The sequence below is a fragment of the Streptococcus thalassemiae genome (assembly GCF_903645285.1).
In the GTDB taxonomy this organism is placed as follows: domain Bacteria; phylum Bacillota; class Bacilli; order Lactobacillales; family Streptococcaceae; genus Streptococcus; species Streptococcus thalassemiae.
This window is the reverse complement of record NZ_CAHJXN010000001.1, coordinates 242,866-260,670: the sequence shown is the minus strand read 5'-3', so window position 1 is coordinate 260,670 and position 17,805 is coordinate 242,866. Positions and strand designations below refer to the sequence as shown.

The following is a 17,805-nucleotide window of genomic DNA, read 5'->3' as shown; positions in this document are numbered from 1 at the left end:
ATGAATTACCTTGTTATTTCTCCCTACTATCCACAAAATTTTCAACAGTTTACCATTGAACTAGCTAATAAAGGCATCACGGTCTTGGGAATTGGTCAAGAACCATATGAACAACTGGATGAACCTTTACGCAATAGCCTGACCGAATATTTCCGTGTTGATAATCTTGAAAATATAGACGAAGTCAAACGTGCAGTTGCTTTTCTCTTTTATAAACATGGTCCAATTGACCGCATCGAGTCTCATAATGAATACTGGCTTGAGTTAGATGCAAGTCTTCGTGAGCAATTCAATGTTTTTGGTGCCAAACCAGAGGATCTCAAAAAGACGAAATATAAGTCTGAAATGAAGAAACTTTTCAAAAAAGCAGGTGTTCCTGTGGTACCTGGAGCTGTTATTAAGACGGAAGCAGATGTTGATCAAGCTGTGAATGAAATCGGCCTTCCAATGATTGCCAAACCTGACAATGGAGTGGGAGCGACCGCCACCTTTAAACTTGAGACAGAAGACGATATCAATCACTTCAAACAAGAATGGGATCATTCAACCCTTTATTTCTTTGAAAAATTTGTCACTTCCAGCGAAATTTGTACCTTTGATGGTCTTGTGGATAAGGACGGAAAAATTGTCTTTTCAACAACCTTCGACTACGCCTATACACCGCTGGATCTCATGATTTACAAGATGGACAATTCCTACTATGTTCTCAAGGATATGGATCCTAAACTGCGCAAGTATGGGGAAGCGATTGTCAAGGAATTTGGTATGAAAGAACGTTTCTTCCATATTGAGTTTTTCCGTGAAGGGGATGATTACATCGCCATTGAGTACAATAACCGCCCTGCAGGTGGTTTTACCATTGATGTTTATAACTTTGCTCATTCCTTGGACCTCTATCGTGGCTATGCAGCTATTGTCGCAGGAGAAGAGTTCCCAGCGTCAGACTTTGAAGCTCAGTATTGTTTGGCTACTTCTCGCCGTGCAAATGCTCACTATGTCTATTCTGAGGAGGACTTGCTTGCCAAATATAGTCAGCAGTTCAAGGTTAAAAAAATCATGCCAGCTGCCTTTGCGGAACTTCAAGGGGATTACCTTTATATGCTGACAACTCCGAGTCGACAAGAAATGGAGCAGATGATTGCAGATTTCGGACAACGTCAAGCTTAAGGGATTATAGGGTTAAGGAAAATGACTTTCTTAATCCTTTTGTTTTGTCTGATAAAAAATAAGAACATCCTAACAAGATAGCTATCATAAAACTTGTTCGATAACTATTTGAAGCAGGATTAGGTGGTCAGAAATTGAATTTTAATATTTCAATTTAGTCATAGTATTGTGCTTTCGTATCCTTAAATCAGCTAAAAGGATCCATGACGACACCTATACGATATAGTTTTCAAGATACCAAACAAGTCTATTAAAATATTCAGGTGACGCATAGATATAGTTAATTGAAGCTTTGTTTGAAATCTGATAAAATAATGATATTACTAAGTTTTAAAAACTAAAGAAAAGGGAAGATATGATTACAGGCGAATTAAAAAATAAAATCGATCAGTTGTGGGAAATTCTTTGGACAGAAGGAAATGCAAATCCTTTAACAAATATTGAACAGTTGACTTATCTCTTATTTATGAAAGATTTGGATAGTGTCGAGCTTGGACGTGAAAGTGATGCTGAATTTTTAGGGATTCCTTATGAGGGAGTTTTTCCAAAAGATAAACCTGAATACCGTTGGTCAACTTTTAAAAATATAGGAGATGCTCAGGAAGTTTATCGTTTAATGACTCAGGAGATTTTTCCGTTTATTAAAAATCTCAAGGGGGATACAGATGATACAGCCTTTTCACGATATATGCGAGAAGCTATTTTTCAAATAAATAAACCTGCTACGCTTCAAAAGGCAATTTCTATCTTAGATGTTTTTCCAACTAGGGGATTAGATGTAGATTTTGATAATGACAAACAAAGTATTACTGATATCGGAGATATCTATGAATATCTGTTATCAAAATTGTCGACCGCAGGTAAAAATGGACAGTTCCGTACACCTCGTCACATCATCGATATGATGGTTGAGTTGATGCAACCGACCATTAAAGATATCATCTCAGATCCCGCTATGGGTTCTGCTGGCTTCTTAGTATCTGCTAGCCGTTACTTAAAGCGTAGGAAAGATGAATGGGAAACCAATATAGATAATATCAACCATTTTCATAATCAGATGTTTCATGGAAATGATACGGATACGACTATGTTGAGACTTGGGGCGATGAACATGATGCTACATGGAGTAGAAAATCCACAAATCAGTTACCTTGACTCGCTGTCTCAAGATAATGAAGAAGCCGATAAATATACTTTGGTTTTAGCAAATCCTCCTTTTAAAGGCTCACTTGACTACAATTCAACCTCTAATGACCTTCTTGCAACCGTAAAAACCAAAAAAACAGAATTACTCTTTCTTTCTCTTTTCTTGCGAACTTTAAAACCAGGTGGACGAGCAGCAGTTATCGTACCTGATGGTGTCCTTTTTGGTTCGTCGAAAGCTCATAAAGGAATTCGTCAGGAAATTGTAGAGAACCATAAGCTTGATGCTGTAATCTCAATGCCTAGTGGTGTTTTCAAGCCTTATGCTGGAGTTTCAACTGCCATTCTCATCTTTACAAAAACTGGCAATGGTGGTACTGACAAGGTCTGGTTTTACGATATGAAAGCGGATGGTTTAAGTTTGGATGATAAGCGACAACCGATTAGCGACAATGATATTCCAGATATTATCGAACGTTTTCATCATCTTGAAAAAGAAGCAGAACGTCAGAGAACGGATCAATCTTTCTTTGTTCCAGTTGATGAGATAAAGGAAAATGATTATGATTTGTCTATCAATAAATATAAAGAGATTGAGTATGAAAAAGTTGAGTATGAACCAACAGAGGTCATCTTGAAGAAAATCAATGATTTAGAAAAAGAAATTCAAGCTGGCTTGGCTGAATTAGAAAAATTACTCAAGTAGGGAGGTGGCTGTATGCAAAAAGTGAAGTTGGGGGAAGTCTTATCTCTAAAAAAAGGCAAGAAAGCCACTGTACTTGCTGAACAAACAACTCTAAGCCAACGTTATATTCAAATAGATGATTTAAGAAATAATAATAATTTAAAATTCACTGAAAGTTTAAATATGACTGAAGCACTCCCAGATGATATTCTGATAACATGGGATGGTGCTAATGCAGGAACAGTTGGTTATGGGTTATCTGGAGCTGTTGGTAGTACAATTACGGTCTTAAAAAAGAATGAGCGATACAAAGAAAAAATTATATCAGATTACTTGGGAGTTTTTTTGGAAAGTAAATCGCAGTATTTACGAGATCATTCAACAGGTGCAACAATTCCTCATTTAAACAAGAATATATTACTTGATTTACAACTAGAATTGCTAGGTATCGAAGAACAAGAGAACATTATCTGTATTCTTAATACGATTAAAAGGCTTACTACTAAAAGAAAATTGCAGTTAGATGAACTAAACTTGTTCGTCAAATCCCGATATTCCGAGGAGGTGGTTGCATGACAATCATTTTTTTACAGAATATATTTGAAAAATCTATAAATGGTGAATGGGGTAATGAAGATAGTGGCAAAGGAGAGGCGACAGCAGTAATTAGGACCTCAAATTTTCTAAATTCTGGAAGACTAAATCTAGATAATATTGTATGTCGTGAAATTGATAAAGATAAAAACAGCGACAAAATTCTACGAACTGGTGATATTATAATTGAAAAATCAGGAGGTAGTCCAAATCAACCGGTTGGACGTGTTGTATATTTCGATGTTACAGATCAAGATTATTTCACAAATAACTTTACTAGTATTTTAAGAGTTAAACCAGGATATAATTCTAAATATATATTTTATTTAATGAAGTATCTTTATGACACAAAGAAGGTGTTAAAATTTCAAAATCAAACAACTGGAATTATTAATTTAAAGTTAGCTGACTATTTAAATAAAACCAAAGTTAATATTGAAACTATAGAAAATCAAAATACAATAGTAGATATATTGGATAGGTTAGAGTATCAAATAATAAATAGAAATAAGCAGCTTAGTGAACTCTCAAACCTTGTAAAATCCCGATTTAATGAGATGTTTGGGGATCCAGTTTTGAATGAAATTGGTTGGGATAAACATGCTTTGAAGGAATTTGGAATATGGAAAAGCGGTGGAACTCCTAAAAGAAATGAAGAAGAATTTTTTAGAGGAAATATTCCTTGGATTACATCAGGAGAACTAGAACATAAATACATTGAAGATTCTTTTGAAAAAATTACAGAAAAGGCAATTGAATGTAGTTCTGCAAAAATAATTGAAAAAGGTAGTTTATTACTGGGTATGTATGATACTGCGGGGTTAAAATCATCGATCAATACTAAAGTAATATCTTGCAATCAAGCTATTGCTTTTGCAAAATTAGATGATAAAATCACGAATACTATATATGTTTATTATGTAATTCAAAATTTAAGATCAACGCTATTGAATCAACAAAGAGGCGTACGTCAAAAAAATTTTAACTTATCGATGATCAAAAATATTTCCATCCCCCTCCCCCCTCTAGCCCTCCAAAATGAGTTCGCAGATTTTGTAGCCCAGGTCGACAAATCACAATTGGCAATCCAAAAATCTCTGGAAGAGCTTGAAACTTTGAAGAAATCTCTGATGCAGGAGTATTTTGGCTGATATTCTGCCATTGTAATTACGGTAATGATTTGTTATAATACAACAAAGGAGGAAATCAGATGGTCGTAAAAACAAGAAAACAAGGAAATTCAATCACCATTACGATTCCAAGTGAATTTAATATTCCAAGTGGTGTTAAATACGAAGCTAAATTGTTACCAAGTGGTGAGATTATCTTTACTCCTGAAGAATTGGGGCAGCAGGTTTCTTATGTATCTGATGATGCCTTTGACTTAAATTTAGATAAAATATTTGACGAATACGACGATGTTTTCAAAGCTTTGGTAGAAAAATGACAATCTATCTGACAGAAAAGCAAATTGAAAAAATAAATGCTTTAGCAATTCAACGGTATTCTCCAAATGAGAAAATTCAAACAGTTAGTCCTTCTGCCTTAAATATGATTGTGAACTTACCAGAACAATTTGTCTTTGGGAAGCCTCTTTATCCAACAATTTTTGATAAAGCAACGATACTATTTGTCCAATTGATAAAGAAGCATGTTTTTGCTAATGCTAATAAACGAACTGCTTTCTTCGTTTTGGTCAAATTTTTACAATTAAATGGCTATCGTTTTTCTGTAACGGTAGAAGAAGCAGTAAAAATGTGTGTAACCATCGCAGTAGAAGCTTTAACTGATGAAAAAATGATAAGCTACTCCAAATGGGTTTCTGAACATTCTGTTAGAGAAAAGGTCAAAAAGTAACCTAGTATGCTGGATTTGAATGAGAACAAGAAAATAAATGAACAGACAATATTAGAATTCTGTAATGCAGAAACTGATATTGTCTCTTTTTATTGATGAATAAGAAAGTGAAAAATTATGGAATCAAAAGTTACAATTATCATGCAAGAAATGTTACCTCTTTTAAATAATGAACAATTACTAGCATTGAGAGAGAGTTTAGAACATCATCTAGTAGACGGAAAAAAGCAGCAGAAGTATTCGAATAATAACCTGTTGCAACTCTTTATCACTGCCAAACAGGTAGAGGGCTGTAGCTCAAAAACAATTCGTTATTACCAGAGGACGATTGAAAACTTGTTTAATGCTATTAAAGAGTCTGTGACACAACTCACAACAGATGATTTAAGGAGTTATTTAGCAAATTACCAGTCTGAAAAGGACTGTAGTAAGGCAAATTTAGACAATATTAGGCGTATATTGTCTTCTTTTTTTGCTTGGCTTGAGCAAGAGGAATATATCATTAAAAATCCCATTCGACGGATAAAGAAAATTAAGACTGAGCAAAATGTGAAGGAAACTTATACTGATGAACATTTGGAAATTATGCGCGATAACTGTGAAAATTTGAGAGATTTGGCAATAATAGACCTACTAGCATCGACAGGTATGCGTGTAGGGGAGCTTGTACAGTTGAATCGTTCAGATATTGATTTTGAAAACAGAGAGTGTGTTGTCTTTGGTAAAGGAAAGAAGGAGAGACCAGTATATTTTGACGCTCGGACGAAAATTCATTTAAGAAACTATCTTAACGACAGAAAAGATAGTCACCCTGCTCTTTTTGTAACGTTAGTTGGAAAAGTCCAGAGGCTTGGAATTGCTGGTGTAGAGATTCGCTTAAGAAAGTTAGGAGACAAACTCGGTATACAAAAGGTTCACCCACATAAGTTCAGAAGAACTTTAGCGACTAAGGCAATTGATAAAGGTATGCCTATCGAACAAGTCCAAAAACTGCTAGGTCATAGCAAGATTGACACAACCCTGGCCTATGCCATGGTCAATCAAAATAATGTCAAGCATTCACACCAAAAATTCATCTCTTAAAAGCAAATCCCGATATTCCGAGGAGGTGGTTGCATGAAGAAAGTGAAGTTAGGGGAAATTTGTGAAATAGTTACAGGTTCAACTCCAAAGAGTAGTAATCCAAATTATTGGAATGGAGAATACAAATGGATTACTCCTGCAGAAATTAGTGATGATGATTTTATCGTTTTTGACACACAACGGAAAATTACTAAGTTAGGAATTGAAGAAACGGGCTTGAAATCATTTCCTACGGGAACAGTTTTGTTATCATCTCGTGCTCCGATTGGTAAAGTTGCAATTTCAGGATGTGAGATGTATTGTAATCAAGGTTTTAAAAATTTTATCTGCTCAAATAAAATCAATAATGAGTATTTATATTATTTTTTTAAAGCAAGAAAAAATTATTTGAATATTTTGGGGCGAGGAGCAACATTCAAGGAAATATCTAAAAGTATAGTATCTGATATTGAGATTTTTTTGCCAACGTATGACATACAGAGGAAACAAGTTAAAGTTCTACAAAAAATTGATAAACTTATTTATACTAGAAAAGAACAATTGATTGAGTTTGAATATCTCGTAAAATCCCGATTTAACGAGATGTTTGGGGATGTTATTCTAAATGAAAAAGAATGGAAAGTTAGCAAATGGAACGAGATTCTAACAATAAGAAATGGTAAAAATCAAAAACAGGTTGAAGATGCTGATGGGAAATTTCCTATTTATGGAAGTGGGGGAATTATGGGATATGCTAAAGATTGGATAGTGAAGAAAAATTCAGTTATTATTGGACGTAAAGGAAATATAAATAAACCTATTTTAGTTAGAGAAAATTTTTGGAATGTAGATACAGCATTTGGATTAGAGCCTGTTTTAGAAAAAATAAACTCAGAATATTTATTCTATTTTTGTCAATTATACAATTTTGAGAAGTTAAATAAGGCTGTAACAATACCTAGTTTAACCAAATCAGATTTATTAGATATTTCCATCCCCCTCCCCCCACTAGCCCTCCAAAATGAGTTTGCAGACTTTGTAGCCCAAGTCGACAAATCACAATTTGCTTGTGAGATAGCTATAAAAGTGTGGAGAAATAGCTTGAAATTTAGTATAATATAGCTAAACTATTTGTTTAAAGTGAGAAAAAAATGGGAAATTTTAGCTTTCTTTTAAAAAATGACGAATATGAATCTTTTTCAAAACCTTGCATTGAAGCTGAGAATATGATTGCTACATCAACTGTGGCTACTGCCTTTATGGCGCGTCGTGCTTTAGAGCAGGCTGTCCATTGGATATATAGTCACGATTCATATTTAGAAGCTCCCTATCGTGCTACTCTATCTTCTTTAGTATGGGATGATGATTTTAGGGATATCGTAGATTCTGAACTCCACAAGCAGATAGTTCTGTTGATTCGGTGGGGAAACCATGCTGCTCATGGTGGTGAAATTAAGGAACGAGAAGCGATTTTAGCTTTGCATCATTTATATCAGTTTGTTAATTTTATCGATTATTGTTACAGCAATGAGTTTGTGGAGCGTTATTTTGATGAGAAGTGCTTACCACTTTCAGCAAACATCAAATACCGAGAAACTCCACAATCTATGATAAAGTTACAAGACAGTTTACCAGAACTGCCTGATTTTCATGAGCAGATGGCTGCTCAGTCCGTAGAAGTTCAAGAGACTTATACTGAAAAACGTGAGACTGCAGCGCAACGGCAAGATGTGCCTTTCCATATTGATCAATTATCTGAGGCAGAGACAAGAAAACTCTTTATTGATATCGATCTCCGTCTAGCAGGATGGATATTTGAAGAAAACTGTCGTGTTGAGATAGCCGTTGATGGTCTCAAACACGGTTCAGGAATTGGTTACTGTGACTATGTACTTTATGGTAAAAATGGGAAAATTTTAGCGATTGTAGAGGCTAAAAAAGCCTCTGTCAATCCAGAAGTAGGGGAAGTACAGGTCAAAGAATATGCTGAAGCTCTGGAGAAACATATCGGCTATCAGCCAATTTGCTTTATTACAAATGGGTTGAAGCACTATATACTTGATGGTCCGAACCGCCGCCAGATTGCAGGCTTTTACTCTCAAGAAGAATTGCAATTAGTGATGGATAGACGTCATCTTCAAAAACCACTTGAGGATATTTCTAGTAAAATTAGAGACGATATTTCCGGGCGTCACTACCAAAAACATGCGATTGCAAGCGTTTGTGAAGCTTTCTCTAATCATCGTAGACAGGCACTTTTGGTTATGGCAACTGGGGCGGGGAAAACTCGTACAGCAGTTTCTCTAGTTGATATCTTATCACGTCATAACTGGGTAAAAAACGTTCTCTTCTTAGCCGATAGAACTTCCTTGGTTAAGCAAGCATATGATTCGTTTAGAAAATTACTCCCAGATCTTTCAGTTTGTAACTTCTTAGAAGATAAAGAAGGAGCTCAATCAAGTCGCATGGTCTTTTCAACTTATCCGACCATGATTGGAGCGATTAGTGGTCAAGAAGAAGTAAATCAACGCCCTTTCACTGTTGGGCATTTTGACCTTATCATAATTGACGAGTCTCACCGTTCTATTTATCAGAAATACAAGTCCATTTTTGATTATTTTGATGCAAGGATTGTAGGCTTAACAGCTACTCCGCGTCAAGATTTAGATAAAAACACCTATGGATTCTTTAATTTGGAGAATGGTGTTCCAACATATGCATATGATTTGGAAGAGGCTGTTAAAGACGGATATTTAGTAGCCTATCATTCTATCGAAACCAAGCTGAAACTACCTACGGATGGTCTACATTATGATGATTTGTCTGAAGAAGAAAAGGAACATTTTGATAGCAAATTTGAAGACGATAGCTGTGAAAAAGATATTGATGGGAGTGTGTTTAATTCCTTTATTTTCAATAAAAGTACAGTAGAAATTGTTTTAAATGAACTCATGACAAGAGGAATTCAGACAGCCTCGGGTGATGAAATTGGTAAAACTATTATTTTTGCTAAAAATCATGATCATGCGGAATATATCAGAGGTATTTTTAACAACCGCTATCCTGAAAAAGGGAGCGACTATGCTCAGGTGATTGATTATAGTATTAAGCATTATCAGACCTTGATTGATGATTTTAAAATTAAGGAGAAGTATCCTCAAATTGCGATTTCTGTTGATATGTTAGATACAGGTATTGATGTACCAGAGGTTGTTAATTTAGTATTCTTCAAGAAAGTACGCTCTAAAACTAAGTTTTGGCAGATGATTGGTCGAGGAACCCGTCTATGTAAAGATTTATTTGGACCTGAGCAGGATAAGGAAAACTTCTTGGTATTTGATTATGGGGACAATTTTGATTATTTTCGTGCAGATCCAAGAGATGGAGAGGGTCGTCACATTGTTTCGTTGACTCAGCGTTTATTTAATATCAAAGTGGACTTGATTCGAGAACTTCAGGGACTCCAATACCAAGAAGATCAGTTTGCGAGAGCATACCGTCAGGAGCTTGTCTCAGAACTTCAAGGTCGTATAGAGAGCTTAAATGAGTTGGACTTCAGGGTTCGTATGGTTTTAGATACAGTTTATAGCTATAGGAAATTGGAAAGTTGGCAGAATCTAACTGCTGTTACAAGTGAAAACATTCAAAACAATCTCTCTCCGCTTCTATTTGATGAAGATAAAGAAGATGAGATGGCGAGGAGATTTGATTTGTGCTTACTTCATATTCAGTTAGGGCAACTGACAGCTAAATCTTCTACTGTTCATATTTCCCAAGTGATGAAGACGGCTAGAGCTCTTTCTGCTATTGGCAATATCCCGCAGGTTTTTGAGCAGGCTGAAATTATCAGGAAAGTACAGGAGCCTGAATTTTGGAAAGAAGTTAGCTTGTCTGATTTGGAAAAAATTCGTCTTGCTATTCGAGATTTATTACAGTTTTTGGATAAGACAGACCGTAAACCCTACTATGTTAACTTTGAAGATCGTATACTCTCCACTGTTCACGAGACCACAGCATTTTTGCAGGTCAACGATCTTCGGTCCTACAATGAAAAAGTTGAGCATTATTTGAAAACTCATCTGGATGAAGAGTCCATTTCTAAGCTATACCATAATAAAAAGTTGACATCTGATGATATGCTTGCACTTGAAAAATTGCTCTGGGAAAAATTAGGTAGCAAATCAGACTACCAACATCATTATGAAAATAAGGCAATTCCGAGATTGGTGCGTGAGATTATTGGCTTAGATAGAGAGTCTGCCAATCGTATTTTTTCTAAATTTTTGTCGGATGAGAACCTTAATGCTAGGCAGATTTCATTTGTAAAATTGATTGTAGACTACATTGTAGAAAATGGTTTTTTAGAGACGAAAGTGTTAACGCAAGAGCCGTTTAAATCTTATGGATCGGTTCAACTACTCTTCCAACACCAACTACCAGTACTTCGTAATATTGTTCAAACCATTGAGCTCATCAATAATCGAGCTGGAGAAGCGGCTTAAATTCTAAAGTGATTGCCATGCTGAGACTCATTTAAAATTAAAAAGAGTAGAAATTTATCTTATATATGAGAAGTTTTATTAGGAAGAATGTCATCGTTTTCCTAGAATACAGTATCAGTTTTTAAGTGGCTGATAAATTTCAAAGTAGATACTTGTACCACGATGTTTGTTGATTGAGTTATTATAAAAGAGCTACTTTGATTTTAAAGAAATAGAAAACAAAAAGCTGAGCAAGAATTCAATTGCAGGAGAAAATGAAGTAATACTCAATGAAAATCAAAGAGCAAACTAGGAAACTAGCTGCAGGCTGCTCAAAACACTGTTTTGAGGTTGTAGATGAAACTGACGAAGTCAGCTCAAAACACTGTTTTGAGGTTGTAGATAAGACTGACGAAGTCAGTAACCATACCTACGGCAAGGCGATGTTGACGGGGATTGAAGAGATTTTCGAAGAGTATAAATCTTCCTAGGATAAAGCAAAACGCATAGTATCAAGGGTTTTCAACACTTGATACTATGCGTTTTCTGATGTTAAAGACTTTCTACCAGTTTTTTTAAGCATAATTGTTAGTTGTAGTCATTTATTATTCTTCAAAGAAAAATGGTGGGGCAAATTTTTTCAGTTCTTCAAAGCACTTTTGAGCAGTATCTGCATCTTCACAGATGATAAGGCAAACATCATCACCACAAAGGGTTGCGATAATATCTTGGAAATCAAGAGCATCAATAATTGTAGCGAACGATTGTGCTAGACCAGGAAGAGTTTTGAGTAGGACTTGGTGCTGAATAGGTCGCAACATGATGAGGGCATCTTCCATATAGTTTTCCAAACGTTTTTCCCATTTTGAGATGGAACCATTATTAAGAACATAATAAGCGTTATCTTCTTCGCGGACTTTTGATAGGTTCATATTTTTGATGTCGCGTGAGAGGGTTGCCTGGGTCACTTGAATGTCGTTCTCAGCAAGAAGGGACTGCAATTCAGCCTGTGTATGAATCTTGTTTTTTGCGACAAGAGCGCGTATGAGTTGGTGGCGGTGTTCTGATTTATTCATAATAATGTAACTCCTTTTAGCAAGGTATGGTAAGCGTGGACTGAGTGAGGTCGACAGTCAAGTGGTAGTTGGTATTGTCACGTATGGTGATTTCAAAGTCAGTAGTATAGAGGACTAAACGAAGAGTATCTCCTTCTTTTAACTTGTAAATAGTAGGTTGTAGTTCAAATTGCACATCCATCCATTCATCTGCTGTAATATCCTCTACTAACAGTAGATCAGTTCTATTTTGTAAATTAAGGTAGCCTTTTGTCACGACTCGCTGTGCATCAGGTCTAAATGGCAGTTCACAGAGATTTTCCAACATGTGGTAGCGTCCGTTGTCAATGGTTTTAGCACTTAAAATAGCTGGATAAGGTTGTAGGTATTTCTTTTGTCCAAATTCTAGCAGTTGGGCAGATAAGAGTCCCTTATTTGTACTGGATTTGATACGAAGATTGAGTTGAGCGCGACCGTTCAAGTGAAGATCTTTGGTCACAGGAAGGTCAATAGTAATCTGATTGGCTTTCCCTTGATAGAGTTCTGTATTGAAGGTCTGGTAGGTTTTACCATAACGCTCAAAATCTTTATCTGAGTACTGGTTTTGAATGACTTTCTCTTCTTGACCAAGTGAGAAGGTTTCACAGTTTTCTTGCTCTCCAAAGGTATCAAGTGATAACCAAGTCTGAGGGGTTGTATTGTCCTGCCAGATAACAGTAGGAAGTTGGAAATCTGTATCTTGTCCCAGTAATTTCTTTGTCAACAAAGCATTCATGGACTCACGGAAGTCAATGGACTGCCAGTTGTTCATGTAAACATGGGCACCATTATGGAAAAAGAGATGCTTGTTGATATGTGCAGGAAGAGTGTGGAACATCTGGTAAACATGAAGTGGTTTGACATTCCAATCCTGAGAACCGTGGGTAAAGACAACCTCTGCTTTTACATTATGGGCATTGAGCAGATAGTTACGATCATGCCAAAACTGATTGTAGTCCCCAGTTTTTCGGTCTAGCTGAGCTTTTACTTTTTCTAAGTCAGCTTGGTGAGCTTCATTGCCACGGATATAGTCGCCAGCCAAGAGATTACGAGAATAGGTTAACTCAGCAAGGGAGTCAAAGTCCTCACCTGGATAGCCACCTGGGCTAGTCACCAGACCGTTTTCACGGTAGTAGTTGTACCATGAAGAAATGCCAGCCTCAGCAATGATAACCTCTAAACCATCGACTCCTGTAGTCGCAAGACCATTGGACATTGTACCCAGATAAGAAAGTCCAGTTGTGGCTACTTTTCCATTTGACCAGTCAGCCTTGACTTGACGCTGACGTGTATGGTCGGTAAAGGCACGGCAACGGCCATTAAGCCAATCGATGACATTTTTATAAGCCTCGATTTGCTGGTAGTCCCCATTAGTCATGAAACCAGTAGAGTCTTTGGTACCAACACCTGACACATAGAGATTAGCAAAACCTCGTGGGAGGAAGTAGTCGTTGAGTGTATAGCTAGAGTTGATGTGACTTAGCTTTTCCTCAGCTTCAGCCACAAGCTCAGCTTGGCCTTGAGGTTGGACGAGAATGAGTTGAGGTTCCTCTAGTTCAATCTTATGAGCAGGTTTCACCTCAAGCTCGCCCTCCATCTTGTAGAGAGCCTTATCGCTTGCCTTGTCATTTGTTCCCTGATGATAGGGACTGGCTGTCATGATGGCAGGGATTTGCCCCTCATAACGTGGACGAATAATGCTGACCTTGACTAGGTCTGGTAGTCCTTTTTGGTCAGTATCGACACGAGACTCAACGTAGACCACTTCTCGAATAACATCATGGCTAGAAAAAGTAGCCAAACTCTTGCCGTTAAAGTAGTGGTAGTCATTATCCTCAGGAATAAGACCGTCACTGACAAGTTGGTCGATAAGAGTATTTCCCTTTTTGGTGCGAGTATTGAGTAACTGATAGAGATTTTCAATCAAGTCACCGTATACAATAGGAAATCCAGTCTCTTTACGAAAAGCTTCACTGTCTTCGAAGTCAATCAAATAAGAAAAGCCTAAAAGTTGAAAGGCGATAGTATAAAAAATATCCGCTGTCAAGTCTTTGTCAGATTTGAAAAAAGTTAATATGTTAGTTTCTTTATCTATAGCCAAGCAGGAGAGTGGATAGTCGGTGTTCTCATAAGTGAAAAAGAAACGACGTAAAAAAGTTTCCAGTAATTCCTTGGGATTGGCTGTATTTTGTAAATCAAAGCCACATTTTTTTAGTTCAGATAAGATATTTTCTTTTGGGAAAGTGACATAACTATATTGATTAAAACGCATAGAACCTCCATATAGAATGATAGTTAAGGTTATTATATCAAAAAAAAAGCAGAAAGGGAATTGTTAACTGCAAAAGGAAATAATCCAATAAAAATGAATAAAGTGCTAAATTCAATATAGAGAACAGTGTAATAATAGACATAATAGGTATAATATAAAAATTCTAGGAGATTTATATTGTATGTTTTCTATTTTATATATAATATAGTATAAATATAAAAAAGATGACAAAAATACAAATGAATAGAAAGTAAATTAGTAAGCTGATGAAATTTTTCTCAAGAGCAGCCTTTTATAGGTGAAAATGGTATAATATAGTGAGAAGGATAGAGGAGAAGTGTAAATTGATCGCACAACTAGATACAAAAACAGTCTATAGTTTTATGGAAAGCGTCATTTCGATTGAAAAGTATGTGAGAGCAGCTAAAGAATATGGCTACACTCATTTAGCTATGATGGATATTGACAATCTTTATGGGGCTTTTGACTTTCTAGAGATTACAAAAAAATACGGCATTCATCCTTTGCTAGGGCTTGAGATGACAGTGTTGGTAGATGAGCAGGAAGTAAATTTGCGCTTTTTAGCTCTATCTAGTGTGGGCTATCAGCAGTTGATGAAGCTTTCAACAGCCAAGATGCAGGGGGAGAAAACATGGTCAGTCCTGTCCCAGTACCTAGAGGATATTGCAGTAATTGTGCCTTATTTTGATGGACTGGAGTCGTTAGAACTAGGCTGTGATTATTATATTGGAGTTTATCCAGAAACACTGACAAGCGAATTTCATCATCCTATCTTACCACTTTATCGAGTCAATGCCTTTGAAAGTAGGGATAGAGAAGTTCTGCAAGTGCTAACAGCGATTAAAGAAAACCTACCCCTCAGAGAAGTCCCTTTGCGTTCACGACAAGATGTCTTTATATCAGCAAGTTCTTTAGAGAAATTATTCCTAGAACGTTTTCCGCAAGCCTTGGAAAACTTAGAAAAGCTTATTTTAGGTATCTCTTATGACTTGGATACTAGTTTAAAATTACCTCGTTTTAATCCAGCAAGGCCAGCAGTAGAAGAGTTGAGAGAACGTGCTGAATTGGGGCTTGCTCAGAAGGGATTGTCTAGCAAAGAATATCAAGACCGACTAGACCAAGAATTGGCTGTTATTCATGATATGGGCTTTGATGATTATTTCTTGGTTGTCTGGGATTTGTTGCGTTTTGGACGTTCGAATGGTTATTATATGGGAATGGGACGAGGTTCCGCAGTTGGTAGCTTGGTTTCCTATGCTTTAGACATTACAGGAATTGACCCAGTAGAGAAAAATCTGATTTTTGAACGTTTCCTCAATCGTGAACGCTATACCATGCCTGATATTGATATAGATATTCCTGATATTTATCGTCCAGATTTTATCAGATATGTTGGTAATAAATATGGTAGTAAACATGCGGCACAAATTGTCACTTTTTCTACCTTTGGTGCCAAGCAAGCTCTACGAGATGTCTTGAAACGCTTTGGTGTTCCTGAGTATGAATTATCTGCAATTACCAAGAAAATCAGTTTTCGGGACAATCTTAAGTCGGCCTATGAGGGCAATCTCCAGTTTCGTCAGCAAATCAATAGTAAGTTAGAATACCAAAAAGCCTTTGAGATTGCTTGCAAGATAGAGGGCTATCCAAGACAAACCTCTGTCCATGCGGCTGGTGTTGTGATCAGTGACCAAGACTTGACCAACTACATCCCTCTGAAGCACGGTGATGAAATTCCACTGACTCAATATGATGCTCATGGAGTTGAAGCTAGTGGGCTTTTGAAAATGGACTTTCTGGGACTACGAAATTTGACCTTTGTCCAGAAGATGCAAGAGTTGCTTGCTGAAACAGAAGGTATTCACCTTAAAATTGAAGAAATCGATTTAGAAGATAAAGAAACGCTAGCTTTATTTGCTTCTGGTAATACAAAAGGTATCTTTCAATTTGAGCAACCTGGTGCCATTCGCTTGCTCAAACGTGTGCAACCAGTCTGTTTTGAAGATGTCGTAGCAACTACTTCCCTAAATAGACCAGGTGCTAGTGACTACATCAATAATTTTGTAGCAAGAAAGCATGGGCAGGAAGAAGTGACTGTTCTGGATCCAGTACTGGAGGATATTTTGGCTCCAACTTACGGAATTATGCTCTATCAGGAGCAGGTTATGCAGGTTGCTCAGCGATTTGCCGGATTTAGTCTTGGGAAAGCCGATATTTTGCGCCGAGCTATGGGGAAAAAGGATGCCTCTGCCATGCATGAGATGAGGGCTTCCTTTATTCAGGGGGCATTAAAAGCAGGTCATACTGCGGAAAAGGCAGAGCAGGTCTTTGATGTCATGGAAAAGTTTGCAGGTTATGGTTTTAACAGGTCACACGCCTATGCCTACTCAGCCTTGGCCTTCCAGTTGGCTTATTTCAAAACGCATTATCCAGCTATTTTTTATCAGGTCATGTTGAATTCTGCCAACAGTGATTACTTAATAGATGCACTTGAAGCAGGTTTTGAAGTGGCGCCTCTGTCCATCAATACTATTCCCTATCACGATAAAATTTCCAACAAGTCTATCTATCTAGGTTTGAAATCGATTAAGGGAGTCAGCAATGATTTGGCACTTTGGATTCTTGAAAATAGACCTTATTCTAACATTGAAGATTTTATAGCTAAATTACCTGAAAATTATCTGAAACTTCCTCTGCTAGAACCTTTGGTAAAAGTTGGTCTTTTCGATTTATTTGAAAAAAATCGTCAAAAAGTATTCAATAATTTAGTTAATCTATTTGAATTTGTAAAAGAGTTAGGAAGTTTGTTTGGAGATACTATTTATAGTTGGCAGGAATCGGAAGATTGGACGGAACAAGAAAAATTCTATATGGAACAAGAGCTTTTAGGGATAGGTGTCAGCAAACATCCCCTACAAGCTATTGCGAGTAAGGCTATTTATTCGATTACACCAATCGGAAATTTATCAGAAAATAGCTACGCTATTATTTTGGTTGAAGTTCAGAAGATAAAAGTAATTCGTACCAAAAAGGGTGAAAATATGGCTTTCTTACAGGTGGATGATAGTAAGAAAAAATTGGATGTTACCCTCTTTTCAGACTTATATCGACAGGTTGGGCAGGAAATAAAAGAGGGAGCCTTCTACTATATAAAAGGGAAAATACAATCACGTGATGGCCGTCTGCAAATGATTGCACAAGAAATAAGAGAAGCAGTTGCTGAACGCTTTTGGATACAGGTGAAGAATCATGATTCGGATCAAGAAATTTCACGTATTTTAGACCAATATAAAGGCCAAATCCCAGTCATCATCAGGTATGAAGAAGAACAGAAAACAATCGTTTCCCCTCATCATTTTGTAGCTAAATCCAATGAATTAGAAGCGAAATTGAATGAAATCGTTATGAAAACGATTTATCGCTAAAAAT

General features: G+C 36.6%; 13 protein-coding genes. 11 read left to right on the top strand and 2 right to left on the bottom strand.

Annotation, left to right across the window (positions count from 1 at the left end; translation table 11 throughout):
- From HWX15_RS01415 to HWX15_RS01370, 10 genes are all read left to right on the top strand, one after another.
- Nucleotides 1-1,167, top strand: a complete 1,167-nt coding sequence (locus HWX15_RS01415) for an ATP-grasp domain-containing protein (RefSeq protein ID WP_175880048.1) — start codon at nucleotides 1-3, stop codon at nucleotides 1,165-1,167.
- A 355-nt stretch (nucleotides 1,168-1,522) separates the two neighbouring features.
- Entirely contained in the window at nucleotides 1,523-3,016 is a 1,494-nt protein-coding gene (locus HWX15_RS01410) for a type I restriction-modification system subunit M (protein WP_175880047.1), read from the top strand.
- Nucleotides 3,017-3,028: 12 nt separating this feature from the next.
- A complete protein-coding gene (locus HWX15_RS01405; protein WP_175880046.1) occupies nucleotides 3,029-3,571 on the top strand; it encodes a restriction endonuclease subunit S in 543 nt (180 codons plus the stop codon).
- Nucleotides 3,568-4,740, top strand: a complete 1,173-nt coding sequence (locus HWX15_RS01400) for a restriction endonuclease subunit S (protein WP_175880045.1) — start codon at nucleotides 3,568-3,570, stop codon at nucleotides 4,738-4,740. Before HWX15_RS01405 ends, HWX15_RS01400 begins: the two co-directional genes overlap by 4 nt.
- A gap of 59 nt (nucleotides 4,741-4,799) precedes the next feature.
- The gene (locus HWX15_RS01395) at nucleotides 4,800-5,036 is read left to right on the top strand and encodes an AbrB/MazE/SpoVT family DNA-binding domain-containing protein (RefSeq protein ID WP_000260605.1); all 237 of its coding nucleotides are present in this window, start codon (nucleotides 4,800-4,802) and stop codon (nucleotides 5,034-5,036) included.
- A complete protein-coding gene (locus HWX15_RS01390) occupies nucleotides 5,033-5,446 on the top strand; it encodes a type II toxin-antitoxin system death-on-curing family toxin (protein ID WP_050243478.1) in 414 nt (137 codons plus the stop codon). The genes HWX15_RS01395 and HWX15_RS01390 overlap by 4 nt, the downstream gene beginning before the upstream one ends.
- 117 nt (nucleotides 5,447-5,563) lie before the next feature.
- The gene (xerA, locus tag HWX15_RS01385; protein WP_000444456.1) at nucleotides 5,564-6,529 is read left to right on the top strand and encodes a site-specific tyrosine recombinase/integron integrase; all 966 of its coding nucleotides are present in this window, start codon (nucleotides 5,564-5,566) and stop codon (nucleotides 6,527-6,529) included.
- 33 nt (nucleotides 6,530-6,562) lie between these two features.
- On the top strand, nucleotides 6,563-7,630 hold the full coding sequence (locus HWX15_RS01380) for a restriction endonuclease subunit S (protein ID WP_175880044.1): 1,068 nt from the start codon (nucleotides 6,563-6,565) through the stop codon (nucleotides 7,628-7,630).
- A 29-nt stretch (nucleotides 7,631-7,659) separates the two neighbouring features.
- Entirely contained in the window at nucleotides 7,660-11,010 is a 3,351-nt protein-coding gene (locus tag HWX15_RS01375) for a DEAD/DEAH box helicase family protein (RefSeq protein WP_175880043.1), read from the top strand.
- Between the two features lie 269 nt (nucleotides 11,011-11,279).
- Nucleotides 11,280-11,480 (top strand): hypothetical protein, encoded by a 201-nt coding sequence (locus HWX15_RS01370; RefSeq protein WP_175880042.1) that lies wholly within the window; start codon nucleotides 11,280-11,282, stop codon nucleotides 11,478-11,480.
- 114 nt (nucleotides 11,481-11,594) lie between these two features.
- On the opposite strand, the gene HWX15_RS01365 is transcribed toward HWX15_RS01370, so the two are convergent.
- Together HWX15_RS01365 and HWX15_RS01360 are read right to left on the bottom strand one after the other, a co-directional pair.
- Nucleotides 11,595-12,065, bottom strand: coding sequence for an arginine repressor (locus HWX15_RS01365; RefSeq protein ID WP_050241520.1), 471 nt, complete (start codon nucleotides 12,063-12,065; stop codon nucleotides 11,595-11,597).
- Nucleotides 12,066-12,081: 16 nt separating this feature from the next.
- Complete coding sequence (locus HWX15_RS01360; RefSeq protein WP_175880041.1) at nucleotides 12,082-14,355, bottom strand: Xaa-Pro dipeptidyl-peptidase; 2,274 nt, start codon at nucleotides 14,353-14,355, stop codon at nucleotides 12,082-12,084.
- 344 nt (nucleotides 14,356-14,699) lie between these two features.
- Between HWX15_RS01360 and HWX15_RS01355 the strand changes: the two genes are divergently transcribed.
- Nucleotides 14,700-17,801 (top strand): DNA polymerase III subunit alpha, encoded by a 3,102-nt coding sequence (locus HWX15_RS01355; protein WP_175880040.1) that lies wholly within the window; start codon nucleotides 14,700-14,702, stop codon nucleotides 17,799-17,801.
- Nucleotides 17,802-17,805: the final 4 nt, after the last annotated feature.

What these genes read in the sequence shown, in the direction of transcription:
- xerA (WP_000444456.1), top strand. Translation starts at nt 5,564, where the DNA reads ATGGAATCAAAAGTTACAATTATCATGCAAGAAATGTTACCTCTTTTA.
- HWX15_RS01365 (WP_050241520.1), bottom strand. Translation starts at nt 12,065, where the DNA reads ATGAATAAATCAGAACACCGCCACCAACTCATACGCGCTCTTGTCGCA.
- HWX15_RS01395 (WP_000260605.1), top strand. Translation starts at nt 4,800, where the DNA reads ATGGTCGTAAAAACAAGAAAACAAGGAAATTCAATCACCATTACGATT.
- HWX15_RS01415 (WP_175880048.1), top strand. Translation starts at nt 1, where the DNA reads ATGAATTACCTTGTTATTTCTCCCTACTATCCACAAAATTTTCAACAG.
- HWX15_RS01410 (WP_175880047.1), top strand. Translation starts at nt 1,523, where the DNA reads ATGATTACAGGCGAATTAAAAAATAAAATCGATCAGTTGTGGGAAATT.
- HWX15_RS01405 (WP_175880046.1), top strand. Translation starts at nt 3,029, where the DNA reads ATGCAAAAAGTGAAGTTGGGGGAAGTCTTATCTCTAAAAAAAGGCAAG.
- HWX15_RS01390 (WP_050243478.1), top strand. Translation starts at nt 5,033, where the DNA reads ATGACAATCTATCTGACAGAAAAGCAAATTGAAAAAATAAATGCTTTA.
- HWX15_RS01400 (WP_175880045.1), top strand. Translation starts at nt 3,568, where the DNA reads ATGACAATCATTTTTTTACAGAATATATTTGAAAAATCTATAAATGGT.
- HWX15_RS01360 (WP_175880041.1), bottom strand. Translation starts at nt 14,355, where the DNA reads ATGCGTTTTAATCAATATAGTTATGTCACTTTCCCAAAAGAAAATATC.
- HWX15_RS01370 (WP_175880042.1), top strand. Translation starts at nt 11,280, where the DNA reads ATGAAAATCAAAGAGCAAACTAGGAAACTAGCTGCAGGCTGCTCAAAA.
- HWX15_RS01380 (WP_175880044.1), top strand. Translation starts at nt 6,563, where the DNA reads ATGAAGAAAGTGAAGTTAGGGGAAATTTGTGAAATAGTTACAGGTTCA.
- HWX15_RS01375 (WP_175880043.1), top strand. Translation starts at nt 7,660, where the DNA reads ATGGGAAATTTTAGCTTTCTTTTAAAAAATGACGAATATGAATCTTTT.